A 20,173-nucleotide genomic window follows, 5' to 3' on the forward strand; every position below is an offset into this window, starting at 1 on the left:
CCTCCCAGGGCAGTCCTTGAAAAGCCGATATTGCCAAAGCCAGGCGATGGGCCAGGGGCAGCACCCCGCGGGGTGAAGCGTTGCCATACCCTCTCAGGGGCCTGGCCCCCCAAGGAAACCCCGGGGAAGCCAACGAACCGCGGCCAACCCTCACCCACCTATTCCGCTGATTCCACCTGTTCCACCTATTCCACCCGGTAGGCGCTGTGGCAGGCGATGCAGTTGTTGAGGGTGTCGGCCAGGGTGTTGAGCACCACGTCCCGGTCTTTCAGTTCGGTGGCCAGCTCGGCGATGCGGTCGAAGCTGAGATGGGTTTCCTTGCCCAGGGGGAAGAAGGCCGCCGGGGCCTTCTTGCGGATGCCGTGCACCAGGCTTTCCGGGTTGGCGAAATCCTTTTGATGGGCCTTCAGGCCGCCGACCCGGGCGGCCTCGGCCACCGCCGCCAGGTCGTTGGCGGCGGCGGCGCTGACGATCTTCTGGGTGATGGCGACAAAGCCCCGCATTTCCGAGAGCAGGAAGTGTTTTTCCGCCGGCGTCAGGCGGATCACCTGGCGCTGGTCGGTGCTGGCGATGCCGGGGTCGTCGTGGGCCAGGGCCGGGCTGCCGCCGGCAACGGCGGCCAGCAGCAGGCCCAGGGCGAGGGGGCGCAGGAACATCAAAAGTCTCCTTTCCAGGTAAGAACGAGGGAGCGGCCCGGCGCCTTGATTTCGGCGCCGCTGATGCCCTCGGTGAGGTGTTCGTGGTAACGCTTGTCGGCCAGGTTCTTCAGGGCAACGCGGAAGCTCTGCCGGGCCCAGCGGTAGGTGGCGCCCAGGTCCGCGGTGGCAAAGCCGGCGGTGGCATTTTCGCTGCCGCGGCTGAAGACGGTGGCGATGCGGTCCTGCCGGGCCACCAGGCGCAGGGTGGCGTCGGCGCGCCAGCCCTGGGCCACGGCGCCGTCCCAGCCGAGGGAGAGTTCATCCGCCGGCATCTGGAAGAGGGGTTCGTCCAGATCCTTGTTCTCGCCGCGCAGGCGGGAGAAGCCGGCGTTCAGCCACTGACCGGAACGCACCTGCCAGCCAGCGGAAGCCTCGACGCCGTTGATCACCGCCCGGCCCAGGTTCACCGTGGCCTTCACCGGCAGGCCGCTGATGACGGCGCCGGTCGTGCGGCCGGTGATGTAGTTGTCGATGTGGTTGCGGTAGGCCGCCAGCTGGTAGTGGAAATCGGCGCTGGCACCCTTCAGGCCCAGTTCGAACTGGGTGGCCTCTTCCGGCTTGATCTGGGGATTGCCGACGTAATAGTAGCCGTCGCCCCGAGGGGAGGATTCGTAGCGTTCCCGCATTTCGCCGGCGCGGAAGGCGCGGGAGAGGTTGGCGTAGGGCCGCAGCAGGGGCGCCGCTTCATAGATGGCGCCGAGGCTGCCGGAGGTGGCGCTGTCGCTGCGGGAAAGGCCGTTCTTGATGGCGCCGTTGTTCATGGAGGCGGCGCTGCCCTTCACCGTGTCGTGGCGCAGGCCGGCCAGCACGTTGAGCTTGCCGAAGCGCATGTCGTCCTGCAGGTAGGCCCCCAGGGATTCGATGCGGCCGTCGGCGAAGGGGTTGTTGCGCACCAGGGCGCCGCCCTGGAAGAGGCGGCGGTTGGGCGAGGCCTCCATTTCCCAGGCATTGATGCCGAAGGAGAGCAGGTGCTGGGGATGCACCAGCCAGTCGGCCTTGGCGTCCCAGCCTTCGGTGACGAAGCTGACCTGGGTTTCCGCATTGTTGCGCCGGATGCCGCTGGCCCAGGAGTAGATCTGCCGCTCCATTTCCTGGCGATAGACGCGGAAATCCACGTTCAGCGGCGCCTCGCCCGAACCCTGGCGGGAATAGCCGGCTTCCATGAGGCGGCGGCTCTGCTTCGGCGAATAAATGGTGGTGGAACGGATGGGATTGGCGGCGGCCTTGGTGGAGCCGGGGTACCAGACATCCTCGTCCGTCTGCTCCTGCAGCGACACCCGCAGCTGCTGGGCGGCGTCGATGCGCAAGCGGTACTGGCCGATGAGGCTGTCGGAATCGTAGCCGGTCTTGGCCACCTTGCCGTCGGGGGCGCGATAGTCACCGATGCGGGCGCTGGAGGTGCCGAGCATCAGGGCGTGGTCGCCGGCGGAGAAATTGACCACGCCGGTGGCCCGCAGGCCGTTGCTGGCGCTATCCCAGGAGGCCTGGGCGGAACCGCTGGTGCCGGCCTTGAACTGGGCCTGGGGCAGGCGCACATTGACCACGCCGCCCAGGGCGCCGCTGCCGTAGAGCACGGAGGACGGACCTTTCACCACCTCCACCCGTTCCGCCAGGCCGAGGGAGAGGAAGGAGGCAATGGCGCCCTGGGGCTGGGCCGAGTTGAGGCGGATGCCATCCACCAGCAGCACCACGCTTTCCTTCTTCAGGCCGCGCAGCACCGGGTTCTGGCCCTGGGCGCCGTCGCTGGCCACAGCCATGCCGGGCTCGCCGCGCAGCAGCTCGCCGGGGTTGTTGGCAGCGCGGCGGACGATGGCTTCCCGATCCAGGGAGCGGGTGCTGAGGGGCGTTTCCAGCTCGTCGGCGGCATAGCCCTTGGCGGTGACGCTGACCGGGGCCAGGGCCACTTCGGCCCCCGCCGGCCTCTCCCCATCCGCCGCCACCGCCAGGCCGGAGACCAGGCTGAGGGCCAGCATCGCCAGGGGGAAAGGCGGCGCAGCACACGCCAGCGAAGAACGGCCTCGCCGCCCCGAGGCCGGAGAGGCGGAAGGGGCGACGGTACGCAGGATGGACAAGGGGGAACGGCGAGGCGACAGCTGGGACATGAACGGGCTCCGGGAAGGAATCCCCGCACCTGGCTGGCAGACAGTCGCTGGCTGGATCGCGGCGGGTTGAAAGGAAGCCCGCAGCTTATCTTGTTGAGAACCGATCTCAATATGATGCAGGTCAAAATTCCCGGGGCATTCCTCGTCCCGGCTCCTGATGGCGGAATTGGCGCGGTGTCGCCGGCGCATTTTCTGGCGATCTTCCGACCACCTTCCCGGCATCGCCCCATCACTTTCCCACGTACATTCCCGCCCGCTGGCGCCACGCTCCGGGTTGCCGCCCCCCGGGGCAGGCCGGCCGCTTCAAACGATCAGTGCAAGCGGCCGCTCAAGCAAGCAGCCACCCCGGCCACCCCGGGCCAGGCTGCCTACCGCAATCCCTCAGCCGCCGACTTGCGCCAGGCGCCGGCCCAGCCAGTCGGCCACCGCCAGGCCGGTGCCGTAATCCCAGGCCTTGAGGCGATCCGGCGCAATCAGGCGGACTTCGGCCAGTTCCTCGTTGAGGCGCAGTTCCCCCGTGGCCGGCACGTGGAAGGCCATGATCACTTCGTTCTTGCGGGCAAAGGGGTAGACGCCGATGAGGTGGGCGGCGCTGGCCAGCAGGCCCAGTTCCTCCGCCACTTCCCGGCAGGCGGCGTCGGCCGGGCTTTCCTCCCGTTCGAGAAAGCCGGTCACCAGGCCGAACTGGCCTTCGGGCCAGGCGGCATTGCGGGCCAGGATGAGGTGGCCATCCCACTCCACCAGGGCCGCCACCACGGGCACCGGATTACCCCAGAAGACATGGCCGCAGGCCGTATCCTCACAGGCCAGGCGGGTAGCGCCGCCGATGTCGCGGGGCGCCAGGGGGCCGGCGCAGCGGGGACAGAAGCGGAAGCCGGATTCCATCAGCGCCGCCCCAGGCTGCCGCGGTTGTAATCCTTGTCGCCGGGCATCAGGGTGCGGGAGCCGGGCACCCAGCCGCCCTGGGCATCCACCGGGCGCACCTTGTTCTCGGGGAATTGCTCCGCCACCCGGCGGGCTTCGGCGGCCTTCTGGGCGTCCACGTATTCCCACTTGCCGGTGGGGTGGAGCAGCACCCGCTCGCCCTGGGCGGTGGTGGCCTCCAGGGGGGTGCGGTCGGGCAGGGGCTCGGCCCGGGCAGCGCTGCTCAGCAGGCAGGCGGCGACGGCCAGGAGCAGCAGGGAAGTACGGCGGGAGAAGGCGGAAAGTGGCATGGCGAAGGGTCGGCAAAGTCAGGCAAAGACGAGAGCATAGCCCAGGCCACGCCCCGGGGCGATGCCTTACGGCGTGGACACAGTAAAGCCACGGACGCCGCCGGGGCTTTGTGTTAAAACCGCCCCTTCCGGCTTTCCTCTGCCGTTTTTCTCCTGCCGACCATGCCCGCCCTGCCCCGGCCCCTGGCCCGCCTGTTGGCCTTTCTGGCGATGCGCTTTGCGCCGCTGCACGCCCGTACCGCCAGCGTTACCGGCCATTGCGTCGCCAAGCTGGCCGCCCTGAGCCGCCGCCAGCGCTGGCTGCTGGCCCTGGCGGTGCCGCCCCTGCTGCTGCTCGCGGCCCTGCTGCTCACCGTGCTGCTGTTGCTGCCCTTCACCCCGGGCATCAGCGACCTGCGCAAGGCCAAGACGGAACAGCCGGCCCAGGTACTCTCCGCCGATGGCCGGGAGCTGGCCCAGCTAAAGCGCAGCAACCGGGAATGGGTGCGCCTGGCGGACATTTCCCCCCTGGTGGTGCGGGCCCTGGTGGCCACCGAAGACCACCGTTTCTACGAACACCACGGCATCGACTGGTGGCGCACTGGCGGCGCCGCCCTGCGCACCTTCTCCGGCGACCGCCAGGGCGGCTCCACCCTGACCCAGCAGCTGGCCCGCAACCTCTACCCGGAGGACATCGGCCGGGCCCCCACCCTGACGCGCAAGCTCAAGGAAGCCGTCACCGCCCTGAAGATCGAGGCCCTCTACAGCAAGGAGGAAATCCTCGAGACCTACCTCAACACGGTGCCCTTCCTCTACAACGCCTACGGCATCGAGATGGCGGCCCGCACCTATTTCGATACCTCGGCCCGCCGCCTTGACGTGCTGCAAAGCGCCACCCTGGTGGGAATGTTGAAGGGCAATAGCTACTACAACCCGGTGCTCAACCCGGAGCGGGCCCAGCAGCGCCGCAACGTGGTGCTGGCCCAGATGGTCAAGCGCGGCGAACTGCCGCAAGCCCAGTTGGCGGCCCTGGAGCAGCGCCCCCTGGGGCTGGATTTCGAGCGTCAGAGCGAACCGGCTGGCCCGGCCCCCCACTTCCTGCAACAGCTGCGCCCCTGGCTCATCGACTGGGCCGACCGGGAGGGCTACAACCTCTACGCCGACGGCCTGATCATTCGCACCACCCTGGATTCCCGCCTGCAGGCCCTGGCCAACCAGGCGGTGGCGCGGCAGACCGCCCTGCTGCAGACGGTGGCCGACAGCACCTGGCGCAGCCGCGGCGGCAAGGGGGGCGACCGCCTGGCCAACCTGATCCGGGAAACGCCGGAATACCGCAATGCCGTGGCCGGCGGCCTGACGGCGGCCCAGGCGCAAAAGAAGCTGCGCGGCGACAGCGCCTTCATCACCGCCCTGCGCCGGCAGAAGTTGCAGATCCAGGCCGGGTTTCTGGCCCTGGACCCGCGCAACGGCCAGGTGCGGGCCTGGGTCGGCAGCCGGGACTACGCCCAGGACGGCTTCGACCACGTGGCCCAGGCCCGGCGCCAGCCCGGCTCCACCTTCAAGCCCTTCGTCTATGGCGCCGCCTTTCTCCAGGGCGCCCGCCCCGACGACACCCTGGTGGATCAGGCGGTGGAAATCCCCCTCGGCGGCAGCGACATCTGGCGCCCCAGCGACCCCCAGCCCCCCACCGGCGAGCCCATGACCCTGCGGGACGGCCTCACCTATTCCCGCAACCGCATCACCGCCCAGCTCATGCAGCAGGTGGGGCCGGCCCGGGTGATCCGCCTGGCGCGCAGCCTGGGGGTGCGCCAAAGCAAGCTGGAAGCGGTGCCCTCCCTGGCCCTGGGCACCAGCCCGGTGAGCCTCAAGGAAATGGTCAGCGCCTACGCCGCCCTGGCCAACGGCGGCGCCTACCAGGCGCCACTGCTGGTGACCCGCATCGAAGACCGCCAGGGCCGGGTGCTGGCGGAGTTCACCCCGGCCGAGCCGGAACAGGCCATGCCGCCCCGCACCGCCTATACCCTGGTGGAGGTGCTGCGCAATGTGGTGGACCGGGGCACCGGCGTCGCCATCCGCAGCCGCTATGGCGTCCGCGCCGACGTGGCGGGCAAGACCGGCACCACCCAGGACAACGCCGACGGCTGGTTCATCCTCATGCACCCGGAGCTGGTGGCCGGCGCCTGGGTCGGTTTCAACGACAGCCGCATCACCCTGGGCAGCGACTACTGGGGCCAGGGCGCCCACAGCGCCCTGCCCATGGTGGGCCTGGTGGTGCAGCAGGCCCTGCGCCACCGCCTCATCGACCCCAAGGCCCGCTTCGCCGAACCGCCGGAAGGGGGCTTCAGCACCGCCTGGCGCAATGTGCAGCAGTGGCCCCAATGGTGGGCCGCCCACGCCCCAAGCTGGCTGCAAGGCCCGGGCCAATGGACCTGGCCCGACTGGCTGCTGCGCGTCTGGCAACGCCTCACCGGCACCACGCCCCCGCCACCGCCGCCCACCACCCCGGCCCCGGCCCCCATCCTGCCGCCGGAGGCGCCCCAGTTGCCAGCAGAGCAAGAGCCACGGGAATCCGGCGGGCTCTCCGGCGAAAGCGATACCGGCCTGATGCAGCAGGCCTTCCAGCCGTCGGCAAATACAGCCAATCCAACGACTCCGACGAGCACGGCGGGCCCGGCTGAGGGTACGGCGGGGGCCGATACATCCACCGCATCGCCCCCTTCAGCGCCGACCTTGCCGCCATCGCCGTCCCCCCCGGTATCTGGCCCCGGTAGCAATACGCCCTGACGTATCGCGCACCCGGACCTGCCGAAGCCGTGGCCCTCGTGCCAAAAACAAAGCCCCCGGAGAAATCCCCGGGGGCTTTTTCATTTCAGGTGCCAATGCACAAGCAGCGGCACGGCAAAGACGACGCGTGCTTGCTTAGAGCTTGCCTTCCACCCAGGCGGCCACGGAGGCCAGGGCGGCCGGCAGGTTTTCCGGCTGGGTGCCGCCAGCCTGGGCCATGTCGGGACGGCCACCGCCCTTGCCGCCCACCTGCTGGGCCACCTGGTTGACCAGCTCGCCGGCCTTGACCTTGGCGGTGAGGTCGGCGGTGACGCCGGCGATCAGGGTGACCTTGCCTTCGGCGCTGGAGGCCAGGACGATGGCAGCGGACTTGAGCTTGTCCTTCAGCTTGTCCATGGTCTCCCGCAGAGCGGTGACATCGGCCCCTTCCAGGGTGGCGGCGAGGACCTTGGCACCCTTCACTTCCACAGCCTGGTTCACCAGGTCGTCGCCCTGGCTGGAAGCCAGCTTGGACTTCAGCTTGGCCAGCTCCTTTTCCAGGGCCTTCACGGCCTCCTGGGTCTGGGCGATCTTGGCGGGCAGCTCGGCTACTGGGGCCTTGAAGGCGGCGGCGGCCTGGGCCAGCACGGCCTGCTGCTGCTGCACCAGGGCCAGGGCGTTGTCGCCGGTAACGGCTTCGAGACGGCGCACGCCGGCGGCCACGCCGGATTCGGCGACGATCTTGAAGAGGCCGATGTCGCCGGTGCGGGTGACGTGGGTGCCGCCGCACAGTTCCTTGGAGGAGCCGATGGAAAGCACCCGCACCTCGTCGCCGTATTTCTCGCCGAAGAGCATCATGGCGCCGCTCTTCTGGGCATCGTCGATGCCCATGACCTGGGCTTCGGTGGCCGCGTTGGCCAGTACTTCCGCATTGACGATGGCTTCCACCTTGCGGATTTCCTCATCGCTCATGGGGGCGTTGTGGGCGAAGTCGAAGCGGGTCTTGTCCGGGTCCACCTGGGAGCCCTTCTGCTGCACGTGGCCGCCCAGCACTTCGCGCAGGGCCTTGTGCATCAGGTGGGTGGCGGAGTGGTTGCGCACGGTGCGGCCACGGGCCTGGATGTCCACCTTGGCGGTGACGTTGTTGCCCACCGTCAGGGTGCCGGTCTTGACCACGCCGTGGTGGCCGAAAACGGTGGCCTGGATCTTCTGGGTGTCTTCCACCGCAAAGATGCCGTGCACGCTCTGCAGCGCGCCCCGGTCGCCCACCTGGCCGCCGGATTCGGCGTAGAAGGGGGTGTTGTCCAGCACCACCACGCCCATGTCGCCTTCGTGCAGTTCATTGACCGCGACGCCGTCCTTGTACAAGGCCAGCACGTTGCCCTTGAACTCCAGGGTGTCGTAGCCGTGGAAGGTGGTGGCGGGGCCGTCGTATTCCAGGTTGGCGGCCATCTTGAACTTGCCGGCGGCGCGGGCCTGTTCCTTCTGGCGGGCCATGGCGGCATCGAAGGCGGCGGAGTCCACGGTGAAGCTGCGCTCGCGGCAGATGTCGGCGGTGAGGTCCAGGGGGAAGCCGTAGGTGTCGTGCAGCTTGAAGGCGGTCTCGCCGTTGAAGACGGTGCTACCGGCTTCCACCATGCCAGCCAGTTCGGCTTCGAGAATGGCCATGCCGTGTTCGATGGTGGCGAAGAAGCGTTCCTCTTCCTGCTTCAGCACGTCCATGACGCGCTTTTCGCCGGAGGCCAGCTCGGGATAGGCGGCTCCCATTTCGGCCACCAGGTCCGGCACCATCTTGTGGAAGAAGGCAGCACGGGCACCCAGCTTATAGCCGTGGCGGATGGCGCGGCGGATGATGCGGCGCAGGACATAGCCCCGGCCTTCATTGCCCGGGATGACGCCGTCGGCGATGAGGAAGGAACAGGCGCGGATGTGGTCGGCCAGCACCTTCAGGGACGGGCTATCCATGTCGGCGCCGGAGGTTTCCCGGGCGGCAGCGGCGATCAGACGCTGGAACAGGTCGATCTCGTAGTTGGCGTGCACGCCCTGCAGCACGGCGGCGATGCGCTCCAGGCCCATGCCGGTGTCCACGCTGGGCTTGGGCAGCGGGTGCATGACCCCGGCTTCGTCCCGGTTGAACTGCATGAAGACGTTGTTCCAGATTTCGATGAAGCGGTCGCCGTCTTCCTCGGGGGATCCGGGAGGGCCGCCCCAGATGTGCTCGCCGTGGTCGTAGAAAATTTCGGTGCAGGGGCCGCAAGGACCGGTGTCGCCCATCATCCAGAAGTTGTCGGAGGCATAGCGGGAACCCTTGTTGTCGCCGATGCGGATGACCCGCTCCACGGGCACGCCGATTTCCTTGGTCCAGATGTCGTAGGCCTCGTCGTCTTCCGCATAGACGGTGACGGTGAGCTTGTCCTTGGGCAGCTTGAAAACTTCGGTGAGCAGTTCCCAGGCGTAGCTGATGGCATCGCGCTTGAAGTAGTCGCCGAAGCTGAAGTTGCCCAGCATCTCGAAGAAGGTGTGGTGGCGGGCGGTGTAGCCCACGTTCTCCAGGTCGTTGTGCTTGCCGCCGGCGCGCACGCACTTCTGGGAAGTGGTGGCCCGGGTGTAGGGACGCTTGTCGAAACCGAGGAAGACATCCTTGAACTGGTTCATGCCAGCGTTGGTGAACAGCAGGGTAGGGTCTTCGTGGGGCACCAGGGAGCTGGAAGAAACAATCTGGTGGCCCTTGGAGGCGAAGAAGTCGAGAAACTTCTGGCGGATTTCGGCGCTTTTCATCGTCGTTGCATCCTTGGCCCCGGCGCTTGGCAAGGGCGGCTGAATTGGAAAAACGCGCATTTTATCATCGAACTGGGCCGCTTCCGCGGTGCAAAAAATGCCTCCCTCAAAGCCACGAGGCCCGCGTGGTGCGGGCCTCGGCAATACCAGGACAAACGACTGCAGGCGAAGGGATCACCCGGCCGGCATCAGCGGCGGCCCCGCCCTTCCCGAGGGCCGACATGGCGGGCTTCGCCCTGGCCCTCCCAGCGGCCGACCCGGCGGCCCTGGTTGTCGTTGCGGCCATCGTGGTTGAGGTCATGCTGGCGATCCCGCTTCTGCTCGGCGATACGGCGGTTCTCGCGGTCCTGGGCCTGGTCCAGGCGGGCGCGTTCCCGGGGCGTCACCTTGCCGTCGGCGGCGGCACGGTTTTCCATGCGCTCCACATGGGCCTGACCCCGCTCCAGACGGGCGGCTTCCCGGTTGGTCAGGGCGCCGGAACGCTCACCCTGTTCGATGCGGCGTTCCTGGTTGGCCTGGCGCTGCTCCACCCGGGGCATGGCGGTCTGGGCCAGCAGGGGGGCGGAGAGGGTGGCAAAGAGACAGGCGGCGATGAAAGGCTTGAGGGTTTTCATGATGGCGCTCCTTGGGTTGAAGGGTGCGGGGAAGGCTCCCCATGCTCCGATTAACGCCCCTCTGCTCTGGCCGGGGGACCGCAAGGGGTAAGCCACGAGTAAATAACGGTAAGCGGGTGTTTCAGAAGGCACCGGCCAGGTCGAGGCGATCGGTAAACAGCGCCGTGACGCCCCATTGGGCCAGCGTCATCATGCGCGCCTGCTCGTTGACGGTATAGCAGGCCAGGGCGTATCCGGCAGCGATAATTTCCGCTGCCAGGGCCGGCGTCAGCGCCTCATGATGGCAATGCAGGGCTACGGCCCCGAGGGCTTGCAGGGTCTGTTGCCAATCCTCGGGCACCCGTTCCACCAACCAGGCCCGGGGCAGTTCGGGAGCCACCTGGCGGGCAGACTTGAGGGCCGCCGTGGAAAAGGAGGAGAGCACCAGGCCCCTGGCGGGCGGGAGCGCCTCTGTCGCTGCGGGGCAAGGCTCGGCTGACGACATATTCCGAGGTACCCGGCACACCAGTGATGCCCCCGCCACCCGGGCCACCTGAGCCACGGCAGCGCCGGTTTCCGCCTCCCGGCCCGGGCCGGGCTTGATTTCCAAATTGACCCACAGGTCCAGCTGGCGGCACAGGGCCAGGGCATCGGCGAGGGTCGGCAGGGGTTCGCCGCGAAAGGCCGGGGAATGCCAGCTGCCCGCATCCAGCCGGGCCAGTGCCGCCGCGCTGGCCTGGGCCACCGGCCCATGGCCGTTGCTGGTGCGCTCCAGGGTGTCGTCGTGGATGAGGAAAGGCACGCCGTCCCGGCTCAGCATGGCGTCGAACTCGACGCCACGGAACCCGGCAGCATGGCCGGCGCGAATGGCGGCCAGGGTGTTTTCCGGGGCGCGGCTACCGCCGCCCCGGTGGGCGATGAGGCGGGGATAGCCCAGGGTGGAAACGACAACGCCGGCCTCCGGGGCCGGCGTTGCTGAAGTGGGCGTACCGCCCATGGCGGCGGGGCCTCAGCGCACCTTGGTGGGCGCGGCGGCCTCGGCCAGGCGGGGCGCGGCGCCGGAGCGCAGGATCGCGTTGGCCCGGGTCACGGCATTATCCAGGGCCAGCTTGGCGGGCTTCTTGTTGGCCCACACCTGTTCCAGCTCTTCCTCGATGATGCGGCGCACCGGCTCGATGCGGGAAATCACCGGGGTCAGGGCAGCGGCCTTGCTCACGGCGGTGCGGGGCACCACGGAACCAAGCTGGGCCTGGGCCACGTCGATGTTGCGCATGTCGTCCTTGAGCAGCTTGCTCTTGGCGGCGGACTGGGCGGCGGCGGTGAGGGGCAGATAGCCGCCGGAGCGGGCGATTTCCACCTGCATGTCGGGGGCCATGAGGAAGGCCACGAAGCGGGCCACACCCTTGTATTCGGCTGGCTTGCGGCCCGGTTCCACCCACAGGGAGGCACCGTCGGCGAGGGCCTGGCGCGGGGCGCCGTAGGCTTCGTCGTAATAGGGCAGCGGCGCCACGCCCACGTCCAGGTCCTTGTTGTCGCGGAAGGCGACGAAGCGGTCGGAGGAGGTGGTGATCATGCCGCACTCGCCGCTGGCAAAGTGGCTATCCGCCTCGTTCTTCGGGCCGAAGGTGTGGAAGTAGCGGGCCTTGTACCAGGAATTGAGCAGGGCCACGTGCTTCACCTGCATCATGCCGTTGAAGGCCATCTCACCCTTGTCGCCCACGGTTTCCACATTGTTGCGGGCGGCCAGGTTGTCGATGTGCACCCAGGTGGGCCAGGAGGTGGTGTAGGGGCACTTGAGGCCGGAATCGAAGAGCTTGCCGGCGGTGGCCTGCACTTCCCACCAGGTCTTGGGCGGGGTTTCCGGGTCCAGGCCGGCGCGGCGGAAGGCGCTCTTGCTGTAGAACAGCACGGGGGTGGAGAAAGCCACGGGCAGGGCCAGCAGGCGGCCCTTGCCGTCGGTCACGCCGCTGCGCAGTTCGGGCGCCAGACGGGCGGCATCAACTTTTTCCTTGCTGTCGGCAATGACCTGAAAGAGGGGGCGGAAGGATTCCTTGCCGCTGACGAACTGGGACAGCTCGTCGCGCACGGCCAGGTGCATGTGGTGGGGCACGGCGGTTTCGCCACGGGCCACCAGCTGCACCTTGTAGTCCTTCTGCTGGGCATTGAAGCGGTCCAGCACTTCCTGCAGGCGGGCGGCGTGGGCGGCGTCAAGCTGGTGGGAGATGGACAGTTCGATCGGGCCCTGGGGCTGGGGCGCGGCCTTGGCCGGAGCTGCCGCCGGGGCCTTGGCCGCCTTGGCGGCGTGGGCCGGTGCGGCCACCGCGCAAAGGGCGGCCAGGGAGAGGGAAATCATGGAAATACGCTGGGAAGCGCGCAGGGCGGAAAAAGACATCGCCGATCCTCAAGCAGTGCGAAAGCGGGCCATTATAGCGCCGGAAAGATGACCGCCGGACGACAGCACCGACATCTCCGCCCAGGCGCGCCACTACGCCATCCCCCTTACGGGATTGCCTTGTCAGGCCCGGTGCCAGCCACCATAATGACCCGTGCATGGTGGGCAATCCGCCCTCCCCCCGCGAGAGCCAAGAGCCATGAATAAATATCAAAGACTGGTCCTCATCGTCGCCCTCCTCGACGCCCTGGTGATGGTGCTCTTCCCGCCCTTCAACAACGTCCCCCTGACCCGGGGCGCCCTACCCTCCTTCGACGGCTTCTACCCCCTGCTCACCCACCTGGGCAAGAAGCCCATCCACCAGGTGCTGCTGGCCCTGCAACTGATGTTCGTCGCCGCCAACGGCCTGGTGGCCTGGCTGCTGCTGCGCCAGGAACAGCCCCAGGACATCCCGGCCTTCCGCTACCACCGGGCCATCGGCCTGTTTGCGGCGGTAAACCTGGCCATCGTTTTCCTCTTCCCGCCCTTCGAGCCCTATCCATCCCTGCTCCGCCAGGCCGCCAGTTCCGGCTTCGAGAGCTTTTACTTCGTCTTCGGCGACCGCTCCCAGCGGCCGGTCTTCGTGCCCCTGCTGTATCTGGAATCGGTCTTCGTGGCGGTGAATGCCCTGGCCTGCTGGCTGCTCTTCAACGCAGTGCGGCGTAGCGAGGATGCGGCCCGGCGCAAGGTGGACGAAGTCGCCGCCCGGCACGTGGACGCCCAGCTGGGGCGCGGCGAGGACCGCCGCCAGCAGGCGGACCCGGATTACCACGAGGAAGAGCGGCGCCACGGCGAACGTCGCCACAGCAACCCGGACGAGCATGACGACCACGGCAACCGGGGCCACGAGGCCCCCGAGGTCCACGCACGCCACGCGGAACAACCCTGAGCCCCGGGTCTGGCGCCAAACCCCCGGGGGAATGCGGTTAGAATCGCCATTCCACCAAGGAGGAATGGGAACGACATGAGCCGTTTCAACTGGCAAGACCCCCTGCTGCTGGACGACCAGCTCAGCGCCGAAGAGCGCCAGGTGCGGGACAGCGCCCGCCAATACAGCCAGGACAAGTTGCTGCCACGCATTGTCCAGGCCTTTCGCCACGAACAGACCGATCCGGCCATCTTCCGCGAACTGGGGGAACTGGGCCTGCTCGGCGCCACCCTCCAGGGCTACGGCTGCGCCGGCGCCAGCTACGTTTCCTACGGCCTGCTAGCCCGGGAGATCGAGCGGGTGGATTCGGGCTACCGCTCCATGGTCTCGGTGCAGTCCTCCCTGGCCATGTACCCCATTCAGGCCTTCGGCAGCGATGCCCTGAAGGAACGGCTATTGCCGAAGATGGCGACCGGCGAGTTGATCGGCTGCTTCGGCCTCACCGAGCCCAACCACGGCTCCGACCCCGGCGCCATGGAGAGCCGCGCCAAGGCGGTGCCGGGCGGCTGGGAGCTGACGGGAGCCAAGATGTGGATCACCAATTCCCCCATCGCCGACGTCTTCGTGGTCTGGGCCAAGGATGGCCAGGGTGACGACGGCGGCGACATCCGCGGCTTCGTGCTGGAGAAGGGCATGAAGGGCCTTTCCGCCCCGGTCATCCAGGGCAAGATGGGCCTGCGGGCCTCGGTCACCGGTGAGATCGTCATGGACAAGGTGTTCGTGCCGGAAGAGAACCTGCTGCCCAAGGTGAAGGGCCTCAAGGGCCCCTTCGCCTGTCTCAACCAGGCCCGCTACGGCATTGCCTGGGGCGCCCTCGGCGCCGCCGAAGCCTGCTGGCACGCGGCACGCCAATACACCCTGGACCGGCCCCAGTTCGGCCGCCCCCTGGCGGCCAACCAACTGATCCAGAAAAAGCTGGCGGACATGCAGACCGAGATCGCCCTGGGTCTGCAGGGTTGCCTGCGCCTGGGCCGGCTCAAGGACGAGGGCAAGGATGCGCCGGAAATGACCTCCCTCCTCAAGCGCAACTCCTGCGGCAAGGCCCTGGAGATCGCCCGGACGGCCCGGGACATGCACGGCGGCAATGGCATCAGCGACGAATTCCACGTGGTGCGCCACATGCTCAACCTGGAGGTGGTGAACACCTACGAGGGCACCCACGACATCCACGCCCTCATTCTCGGGCGGGCCCAGACCGGCATCGCCGCCTTCGCCAATTAAGCGGCTGGGATAGAATCACGGGACGACAACAAAGGCCGACCATGAAAAGAAGCGCCATCGCCATCGCCATCGCCCTTCTCGCTTCCCCGCTGCTGCTGGGAGGCTGCGACCAGATCCAGAGCAAGCTGGGTATCGAAGACCCGGCGGCCAAGGCCGCCAAGCAGGAAGCCGAAGGCAAGGCCGTCGGCGGCGCCTGCCGCCAGTCCGGCCGGGCCATCGAGGATTGCTACAGCGTCTATAGCTGGCTGCCCAAGGATTCGGTCTACGCCGGCTGGCGCGAGATGGACGTCTACATGCGGGAAAACCAGATCGAGACCATCGCCCCGGTGTTGCCGCCGGCGCCGCCGCCGGAAGACCCGGCCGCCAAGAAGAAGAAAAAGAAGAAGGCCGACGGCGAAGCCCCCAAGGAAGGCGAGGCCGCCCCGGCCGGCGAAGCGCCGAAGGAAGGCGAGGCCCCCAAGGAAGCGGCCAAGCACTGAAGCCTGCCCACCCGTCCCCGACCTGCGACAGCCCGGCTTTGGCCGGGCTGTTTTGTTTTTCCGGCCGCCGCGCTGTGCCCCCCCCCACATTCCTGCATTTCCGGCCATGTTCCGGCCATATTCCCGCAAATAGTCATAGGCACCCGGGCCTTCCGTGGCTATCATCCGCCCACTTCAAGAAAGCCCTGCCCCATGATTACCCTGAAAAACGTCACCCTGCGCCGCGGCGTCAAGGTGCTGCTCGACAGCACCTCCGTCACCCTCAACCCGGGGGAGAAAGTCGGCCTGGTCGGCCGCAACGGCGCCGGCAAATCCACCCTGTTCGGCCTGCTTAACGGCACCCTGCACGAAGATGCGGGGGATTTTTCCATGCCCAGCCAGTGGCGCATGGCCCAGGTGGCCCAGGACATGCCGGAGACGGAAGACAGCGCCACGGATTTCGTCATCCAGGGCGACACCGCCCTGCTGGCAGCCCAGGCCGAAGTGACGGCCGCCGAGGCCAGCGACGACGGGATGCGCATGGCCCACGCCTACATGGCCCTGCACGATGCCGGCGCCCATGACGCCGAAGCCCGGGCCCAGGCCCTGATTCTCGGCCTCGGCTTCCAGGTGGCGGAGCTGAGCCGGCCGGTGAACAGCTTTTCCGGCGGCTGGCGGATGCGCCTGCAACTGGCCCGGGCCCTGATGTGCCCCTCGGACATCCTGCTGCTCGACGAACCCACCAACCACCTGGACCTGGACGCCCTGGTCTGGCTCGAAGCCTGGCTCAAGCGCTATGCCGGCACCCTCATCGTCATCAGCCACGACCGGGAATTCCTCGACGCCATCACCAACGTCACCCTGCACATCGACAACGCCAAGCTGGTGCGCTACGGCGGCAACTACAGCACCTTCGAGGACATGCGGGCGGAACAGATGCTGCTGCAACAGGCCGCCATGGCCCGGCAGCAGGAAAAGATCGCCCACCTGCAAAGCTTCATCAACCGCTTCAAGGCCAAGGCCAGCAAGGCCAAGCAGGCCCAGAGCCGGGTCAAGGCCCTGGAGCGCATGGAGAAGATCGCTCCGGTGCTGGCCGATGCCGAATTCACCTTCGAGTTCCAGGAGCCCCAGAACCTGCCCAACCCCATGCTATCCATGGTGGACGTGAGCATCGGCTACCCGCCCCCGGAGGACGCTGCCGCCGAGACGCCCCCCAAGGTCATCGCCCGGGGCATCAACCGCTCCGTCCAGGCCGGCCAGCGCATCGGCATCCTGGGGGCCAACGGCCAGGGCAAATCCACCCTGGTGAAGACCATCGCCCGGGACCTGGCGCCCCTGGGCGGCGAAGTCACCGAAGGCAAGGGCCTCAACATCGGCTACTTCGCCCAGCAGGAACTGGACGTGCTGCGTCCCCTGGATACGCCCCTGGAACACATGATCCGCCTGGCCAAGGAAACCATCGCCGCCGGCCGCAGCGGCTACGTGGCCGGCCGGGAGCAGGACCTGCGCAACTTCCTCGGCACCTTCAATTTCAGCGGCGACATGGTGAAGCAGCCCGTGGGCACCATGAGCGGCGGCGAAAAGGCCCGCCTGGTGCTGTGCATGATCGTCTGGCAACGCCCCAATCTGCTGCTGCTCGACGAGCCCACCAACCACCTGGACCTGTCCACCCGGGAAGCCCTGGGCGTGGCCCTCAACGAGTTCGAAGGCACGGTGATGCTGGTCAGCCACGACCGAGCCCTGCTGCGCTCGGTCTGCGACGAATTCTGGCTGGTTTCCCGCGGCGGCATTTCCCCCTTCGACGGCGACCTGGAGGATTACCAGCGTTACCTGCTGGAAGAAGCCAAACGCACCCGGGAAGAAGCGGCCCAGCCCCGCAACAAGCAGGCAGCCTGATCGCCCGCCCCACTTCCCCGCCACCAAGGAATGCCATGAGTCCCGCCACCGATCTCACCTGGAACGAAGACGGCCAGCAGCACAGCGCCCGCTGGCAATCCGAAGCGGGTCTGCCGCCACCCCGCAAGGTGCAGGCGGTGGACGACACCCTGCCGGCGGACCAGGCCTACCGCCTGGCCTGCGAAGGTACGGCCCTGCTCTGGCGCGGCGATTACCACAACGCCCGGCAATTGCTGCAGGCCCTGGCCCGGCGCCTGGACCGCAGCGGCGGCAAGAAGCCGGCCCGGCCCGCCGCCTCCGCCCGGGAAGCCTTCCACCAGCACCGCCAGACCCAGGGCCAGCGCGCCCGGGTGCTCGGCATGGTGCTGATCCCCGTCACGGCTGACTATCGCATTCCCCTGCGCCGGGCGCCGGATGTGGCCCAGGCCTGCGTCGAAGCCTACGGCCCGGCGGAGGGCGACTTCGTCGTTTCCCTGCGGGAAATCCAGGCCCTGGTGGGGGCCCACGAATGGCGCAAGAAGGGCATTGAGGTAGCGGCCCTGGGTGGGCGCATCCACCCTTGGTACGGGGTCTTCTCCCCCCTGCGTGGCGAGTACCTGGACCTGCTCGCCGCTGCGCCCCTGCCACCAGCCCTGGCAACTGATTCCCGAGCCTTCGACATCGGCACCGGCACTGGCGTCATCGCTGCTCTGCTGGCCCGGCGAGGCATCGCCCGGGTCATCGCCACCGACCTTTCCCCCCGGGCCTTGGGCTGCGCCGGGGAAAACCTGGAACGCCTCGGCGTCGCCCCCCAGGTGGAATTGCAGACCCAGGACCTCTTTCCCCCCGGCCAAGCCCCCCTGGTGGTGTGCAACCCGCCCTGGGTACCGGCCAAGCCCACCTCGCCGGTGGAATACGCCGTCTTCGACCCCGACAGCCGCATGTTGCGGGGCTTTCTCGCCGGTCTGGCAGCACACCTTTGCCCCGGCGGCGAAGGCTGGCTGATCATTTCCGACCTGGCCGAACACCTGGGCCTGCGCTCCCGGGAAGAACTGCTCAGCTGGATCGCCGCCGCCGGCCTGCAAGTGCTGGAACGCCGGGACATCCGCCCCCGCCACCCGAAAAGCCAGGACGCCAGCGACCCGCTGCACATCGCCCGGGCAAAGGAAATCACCTCGCTGTGGCGGCTCGCCGCGGCCTGAATCCTGATCTCCCCTCGTCCTCCGGCCCCGTCCCGGAGGGGCATCAGCCAGGTCTGCGAAACCGCTCCAGCCCAGCGTCGGCTAGCCCCCTCCAGATAATCCCCGGGCATTCCGCTGTAGTCCCGCAGCCCCTCCCCGCTCCTTCCCCCCCTTCGCCGCCCTTTCTCCCGCCCTTTGTCAGACGGGAGGCAGCTTCTGGACTTCCTCTTATATTTCGACAATACTCGAACTATGGAAACCTTGAACGCTGCCGAGCTGCTGGCCGCCCTGGGGCATGAATCCCGGCTGGCCATTTTCCGACTGCTGGTGGAAGCCGGCCCCGAGGGCGTGGTCGCCAGCGCCATCGGTGAACGGCTGGAGATGGCGCCGGCTACCCTTTCCTTCCATCTGGCCCATCTCAGCCGGGTGGGACTGATCACCGGAGCGCGGGAGGGGCGTTTCATCCGCTATGGCGCCAGCTACCCCACCATGGACGATCTGATCGCCTTCCTCACCCGCAACTGCTGTCAGGGCGAAGTTTGCCTGCCCCAGACGGCCTGCTGTGATACCACGGCCAAGCGTCGCGCCCGGGCCGGGGAGTCCTCCTGATGTCGACACGCAAGACCGTGCTGGTGCTGTGCACCGGAAACTCCTGCCGCTCCCAGATGGGGGAGGCCATCCTCAACCATGATCTGGCAGGACTGGTTCATGCCGTCTCCGCCGGCACCCGGCCCCAGCCGCGGGTGGCGGAAGGCGCCCTGGAGGCCCTGCGCCTGGCCGGGCTGCCCACAGCGGGACTCCATCCCAAGGATGTGGACAGCTTGCTGGAGACCCCCATCGACCTGGTGGTGAGCGTCTGCGACAACGCCCGGGAAACCTGCCCGGTGTTCCCCCGGCCCGTGCCCCGGCTGCATCTGCCTTTCCACGATCCCCACGGCGAGCCGCTGGAAAGTTTCATCGCCGTGCGGGACGACATCCGCAATCGCCTGGTGCCCGCCGTGCGGGCTGCCCTGAATCTGTAAGGAGCCACCGTGTCCGTCCCATGTGAAGTGAGCGCTGGCGAAGTGAATGCTGGAACGCCTGCGCCCATGGGCGTCTTTGAACGCTTTCTCAGTCTGTGGGTATTCTGCTGCATCGTCGCCGGCATCCTCCTCGGCCAACTGGCTCCCGGCCTGTTCCAGGCCATCGGCAAGCTGGAGGTGGCCCGGGTCAATCTGCCGGTAGGCCTGCTCATCTGGGTGATGATCATCCCCATGCTGGTGAAGGTGGATTTCGGCGCCCTGCATGAGGTCAAGCAGCACGGCCGGGGCATCGCCGTGACCCTGTTGGTGAACTGGCTGGTGAAGCCCTTCTCCATGGCCTTCCTGGGCTGGCTCTTCATCCGCCAGCTGTTCGCCCCCCTGCTGCCGGCGGAACAGCTGGACAGCTACATCGCCGGCCTCATCCTGTTGGCGGCGGCGCCCTGCACTGCCATGGTCTTCGTGTGGAGCCGGCTGTCCAACGGCGACCCCCTGTTCACCCTCTCCCAGGTGGCCCTCAACGACACCATCATGGTCTTCGCCTTCGCGCCCCTGGTAGCCTTCCTGCTGGGGCTCTCGGCCATCACCGTGCCCTGGGACACCCTGCTCACCTCGGTAGTGCTTTACATCGTCATCCCGGTGATCCTGGCCCAGGCCTGGCGCCGCCGCCTGCTGGCCCGGGGCGAGGCGGCCTTCGCCGCCGCCATGGCCCGCATCGGCCCCTGGTCCATCGCCGCCCTGCTGGCCACCCTGGTGCTGCTCTTCGCCTTCCAGGGCGAAGCCATCCTGGCCCAGCCCCTGGTGATTGCCCTGCTGGCGGTGCCCATCCTCATCCAGGTGCTGTTCAACTCACTGGTACGGACAAGTATGGAGCCAATGGCCAGCTCGAATTCCGCATAAATCCTAGAAAATTAAAAATGAGAAGTGTCCATT

General features: G+C 67.8%; 16 protein-coding genes and 1 pseudogene. 9 read left to right on the plus strand and 8 right to left on the minus strand.

Going from position 1 to position 20,173, the window contains the following annotated elements; translation table 11 throughout:
* Positions 1–185: 185 nt before the first annotated feature.
* The 4 genes from AZSI13_RS12435 to AZSI13_RS12450 all read right to left on the minus strand — a co-directional run bounded on the left by AZSI13_RS12435 (position 186) and on the right by AZSI13_RS12450 (position 4,014).
* On the minus strand, positions 186–656 hold the full coding sequence (locus tag AZSI13_RS12435) for a hypothetical protein (RefSeq protein ID WP_109041457.1): 471 nt from the start codon (positions 654–656) through the stop codon (positions 186–188).
* A complete protein-coding gene (locus tag AZSI13_RS12440) occupies positions 656–2,800 on the minus strand; it encodes a TonB-dependent receptor (protein ID WP_235609758.1) in 2,145 nt (714 codons plus the stop codon). Before AZSI13_RS12440 ends, AZSI13_RS12435 begins: the two co-directional genes overlap by 1 nt.
* Before the next feature lie 381 nt (positions 2,801–3,181).
* Positions 3,182–3,685, minus strand: coding sequence for an NUDIX domain-containing protein (locus AZSI13_RS12445; RefSeq protein ID WP_109041458.1), 504 nt, complete (start codon positions 3,683–3,685; stop codon positions 3,182–3,184).
* On the minus strand, positions 3,685–4,014 hold the full coding sequence (locus AZSI13_RS12450) for a hypothetical protein (RefSeq protein WP_235609759.1): 330 nt from the start codon (positions 4,012–4,014) through the stop codon (positions 3,685–3,687). Before AZSI13_RS12450 ends, AZSI13_RS12445 begins: the two co-directional genes overlap by 1 nt.
* Before the next feature lie 162 nt (positions 4,015–4,176).
* Between AZSI13_RS12450 and AZSI13_RS12455 the strand changes: the two genes are divergently transcribed.
* Positions 4,177–6,777 (plus strand): penicillin-binding protein 1A, encoded by a 2,601-nt coding sequence (locus AZSI13_RS12455; RefSeq protein WP_235609760.1) that lies wholly within the window; start codon positions 4,177–4,179, stop codon positions 6,775–6,777.
* A 135-nt stretch (positions 6,778–6,912) separates the two neighbouring features.
* Here AZSI13_RS12455 and alaS read toward each other — a convergent pair whose 3' ends face one another.
* From alaS to AZSI13_RS12475, 4 genes are all read right to left on the minus strand, one after another.
* Entirely contained in the window at positions 6,913–9,534 is a 2,622-nt protein-coding gene (gene alaS / locus AZSI13_RS12460; RefSeq protein ID WP_109041459.1) for an alanine--tRNA ligase, read from the minus strand.
* A gap of 188 nt (positions 9,535–9,722) precedes the next feature.
* The gene (locus AZSI13_RS12465; protein WP_201262370.1) at positions 9,723–10,148 is read right to left on the minus strand and encodes a hypothetical protein; all 426 of its coding nucleotides are present in this window, start codon (positions 10,146–10,148) and stop codon (positions 9,723–9,725) included.
* Between the two features lie 121 nt (positions 10,149–10,269).
* On the minus strand, positions 10,270–11,124 hold the full coding sequence (locus tag AZSI13_RS12470) for a glycerophosphodiester phosphodiesterase family protein (protein ID WP_109041460.1): 855 nt from the start codon (positions 11,122–11,124) through the stop codon (positions 10,270–10,272).
* A 12-nt stretch (positions 11,125–11,136) separates the two neighbouring features.
* Positions 11,137–12,519, minus strand: a complete 1,383-nt coding sequence (locus AZSI13_RS12475; protein ID WP_109041461.1) for an extracellular solute-binding protein — start codon at positions 12,517–12,519, stop codon at positions 11,137–11,139.
* 199 nt (positions 12,520–12,718) lie between these two features.
* Between AZSI13_RS12475 and AZSI13_RS12480 the strand changes: the two genes are divergently transcribed.
* The 8 genes and pseudogenes from AZSI13_RS12480 to arsB all read left to right on the plus strand — a co-directional run.
* Positions 12,719–13,447, plus strand: a complete 729-nt coding sequence (locus tag AZSI13_RS12480; protein WP_109041462.1) for a hypothetical protein — start codon at positions 12,719–12,721, stop codon at positions 13,445–13,447.
* Positions 13,448–13,522: 75 nt separating this feature from the next.
* Entirely contained in the window at positions 13,523–14,707 is a 1,185-nt protein-coding gene (locus AZSI13_RS12485) for an acyl-CoA dehydrogenase (protein WP_109041463.1), read from the plus strand.
* A 41-nt stretch (positions 14,708–14,748) separates the two neighbouring features.
* A complete protein-coding gene (locus AZSI13_RS12490; RefSeq protein ID WP_109041464.1) occupies positions 14,749–15,186 on the plus strand; it encodes a hypothetical protein in 438 nt (145 codons plus the stop codon).
* Between the two features lie 192 nt (positions 15,187–15,378).
* Entirely contained in the window at positions 15,379–17,061 is a 1,683-nt protein-coding gene (locus tag AZSI13_RS12495) for an ABC-F family ATP-binding cassette domain-containing protein (RefSeq protein ID WP_109041465.1), read from the plus strand.
* A 35-nt stretch (positions 17,062–17,096) separates the two neighbouring features.
* The gene (locus tag AZSI13_RS12500; RefSeq protein ID WP_109041466.1) at positions 17,097–18,242 is read left to right on the plus strand and encodes a class I SAM-dependent methyltransferase; all 1,146 of its coding nucleotides are present in this window, start codon (positions 17,097–17,099) and stop codon (positions 18,240–18,242) included.
* 231 nt (positions 18,243–18,473) lie between these two features.
* Positions 18,474–18,830 carry a helix-turn-helix transcriptional regulator gene (locus tag AZSI13_RS12505; protein ID WP_109041467.1) on the plus strand — a complete coding sequence of 119 codons (357 nt, stop codon included), beginning with the start codon at positions 18,474–18,476 and terminating at the stop codon, positions 18,828–18,830.
* Positions 18,830–19,243 (plus strand): arsenate reductase ArsC, encoded by a 414-nt coding sequence (locus AZSI13_RS12510; protein ID WP_109041468.1) that lies wholly within the window; start codon positions 18,830–18,832, stop codon positions 19,241–19,243. Before AZSI13_RS12505 ends, AZSI13_RS12510 begins: the two co-directional genes overlap by 1 nt.
* A 27-nt stretch (positions 19,244–19,270) precedes the next feature.
* A pseudogene (gene arsB, locus AZSI13_RS12515) lies at positions 19,271–20,092 on the plus strand (ACR3 family arsenite efflux transporter); the annotation flags it as partial.
* Positions 20,093–20,173 lie beyond the last annotated feature (81 nt).

Source organism: Azospira sp. I13 (genome assembly GCF_003112695.1).
Lineage (GTDB): Bacteria > Pseudomonadota > Gammaproteobacteria > Burkholderiales > Rhodocyclaceae > Azospira.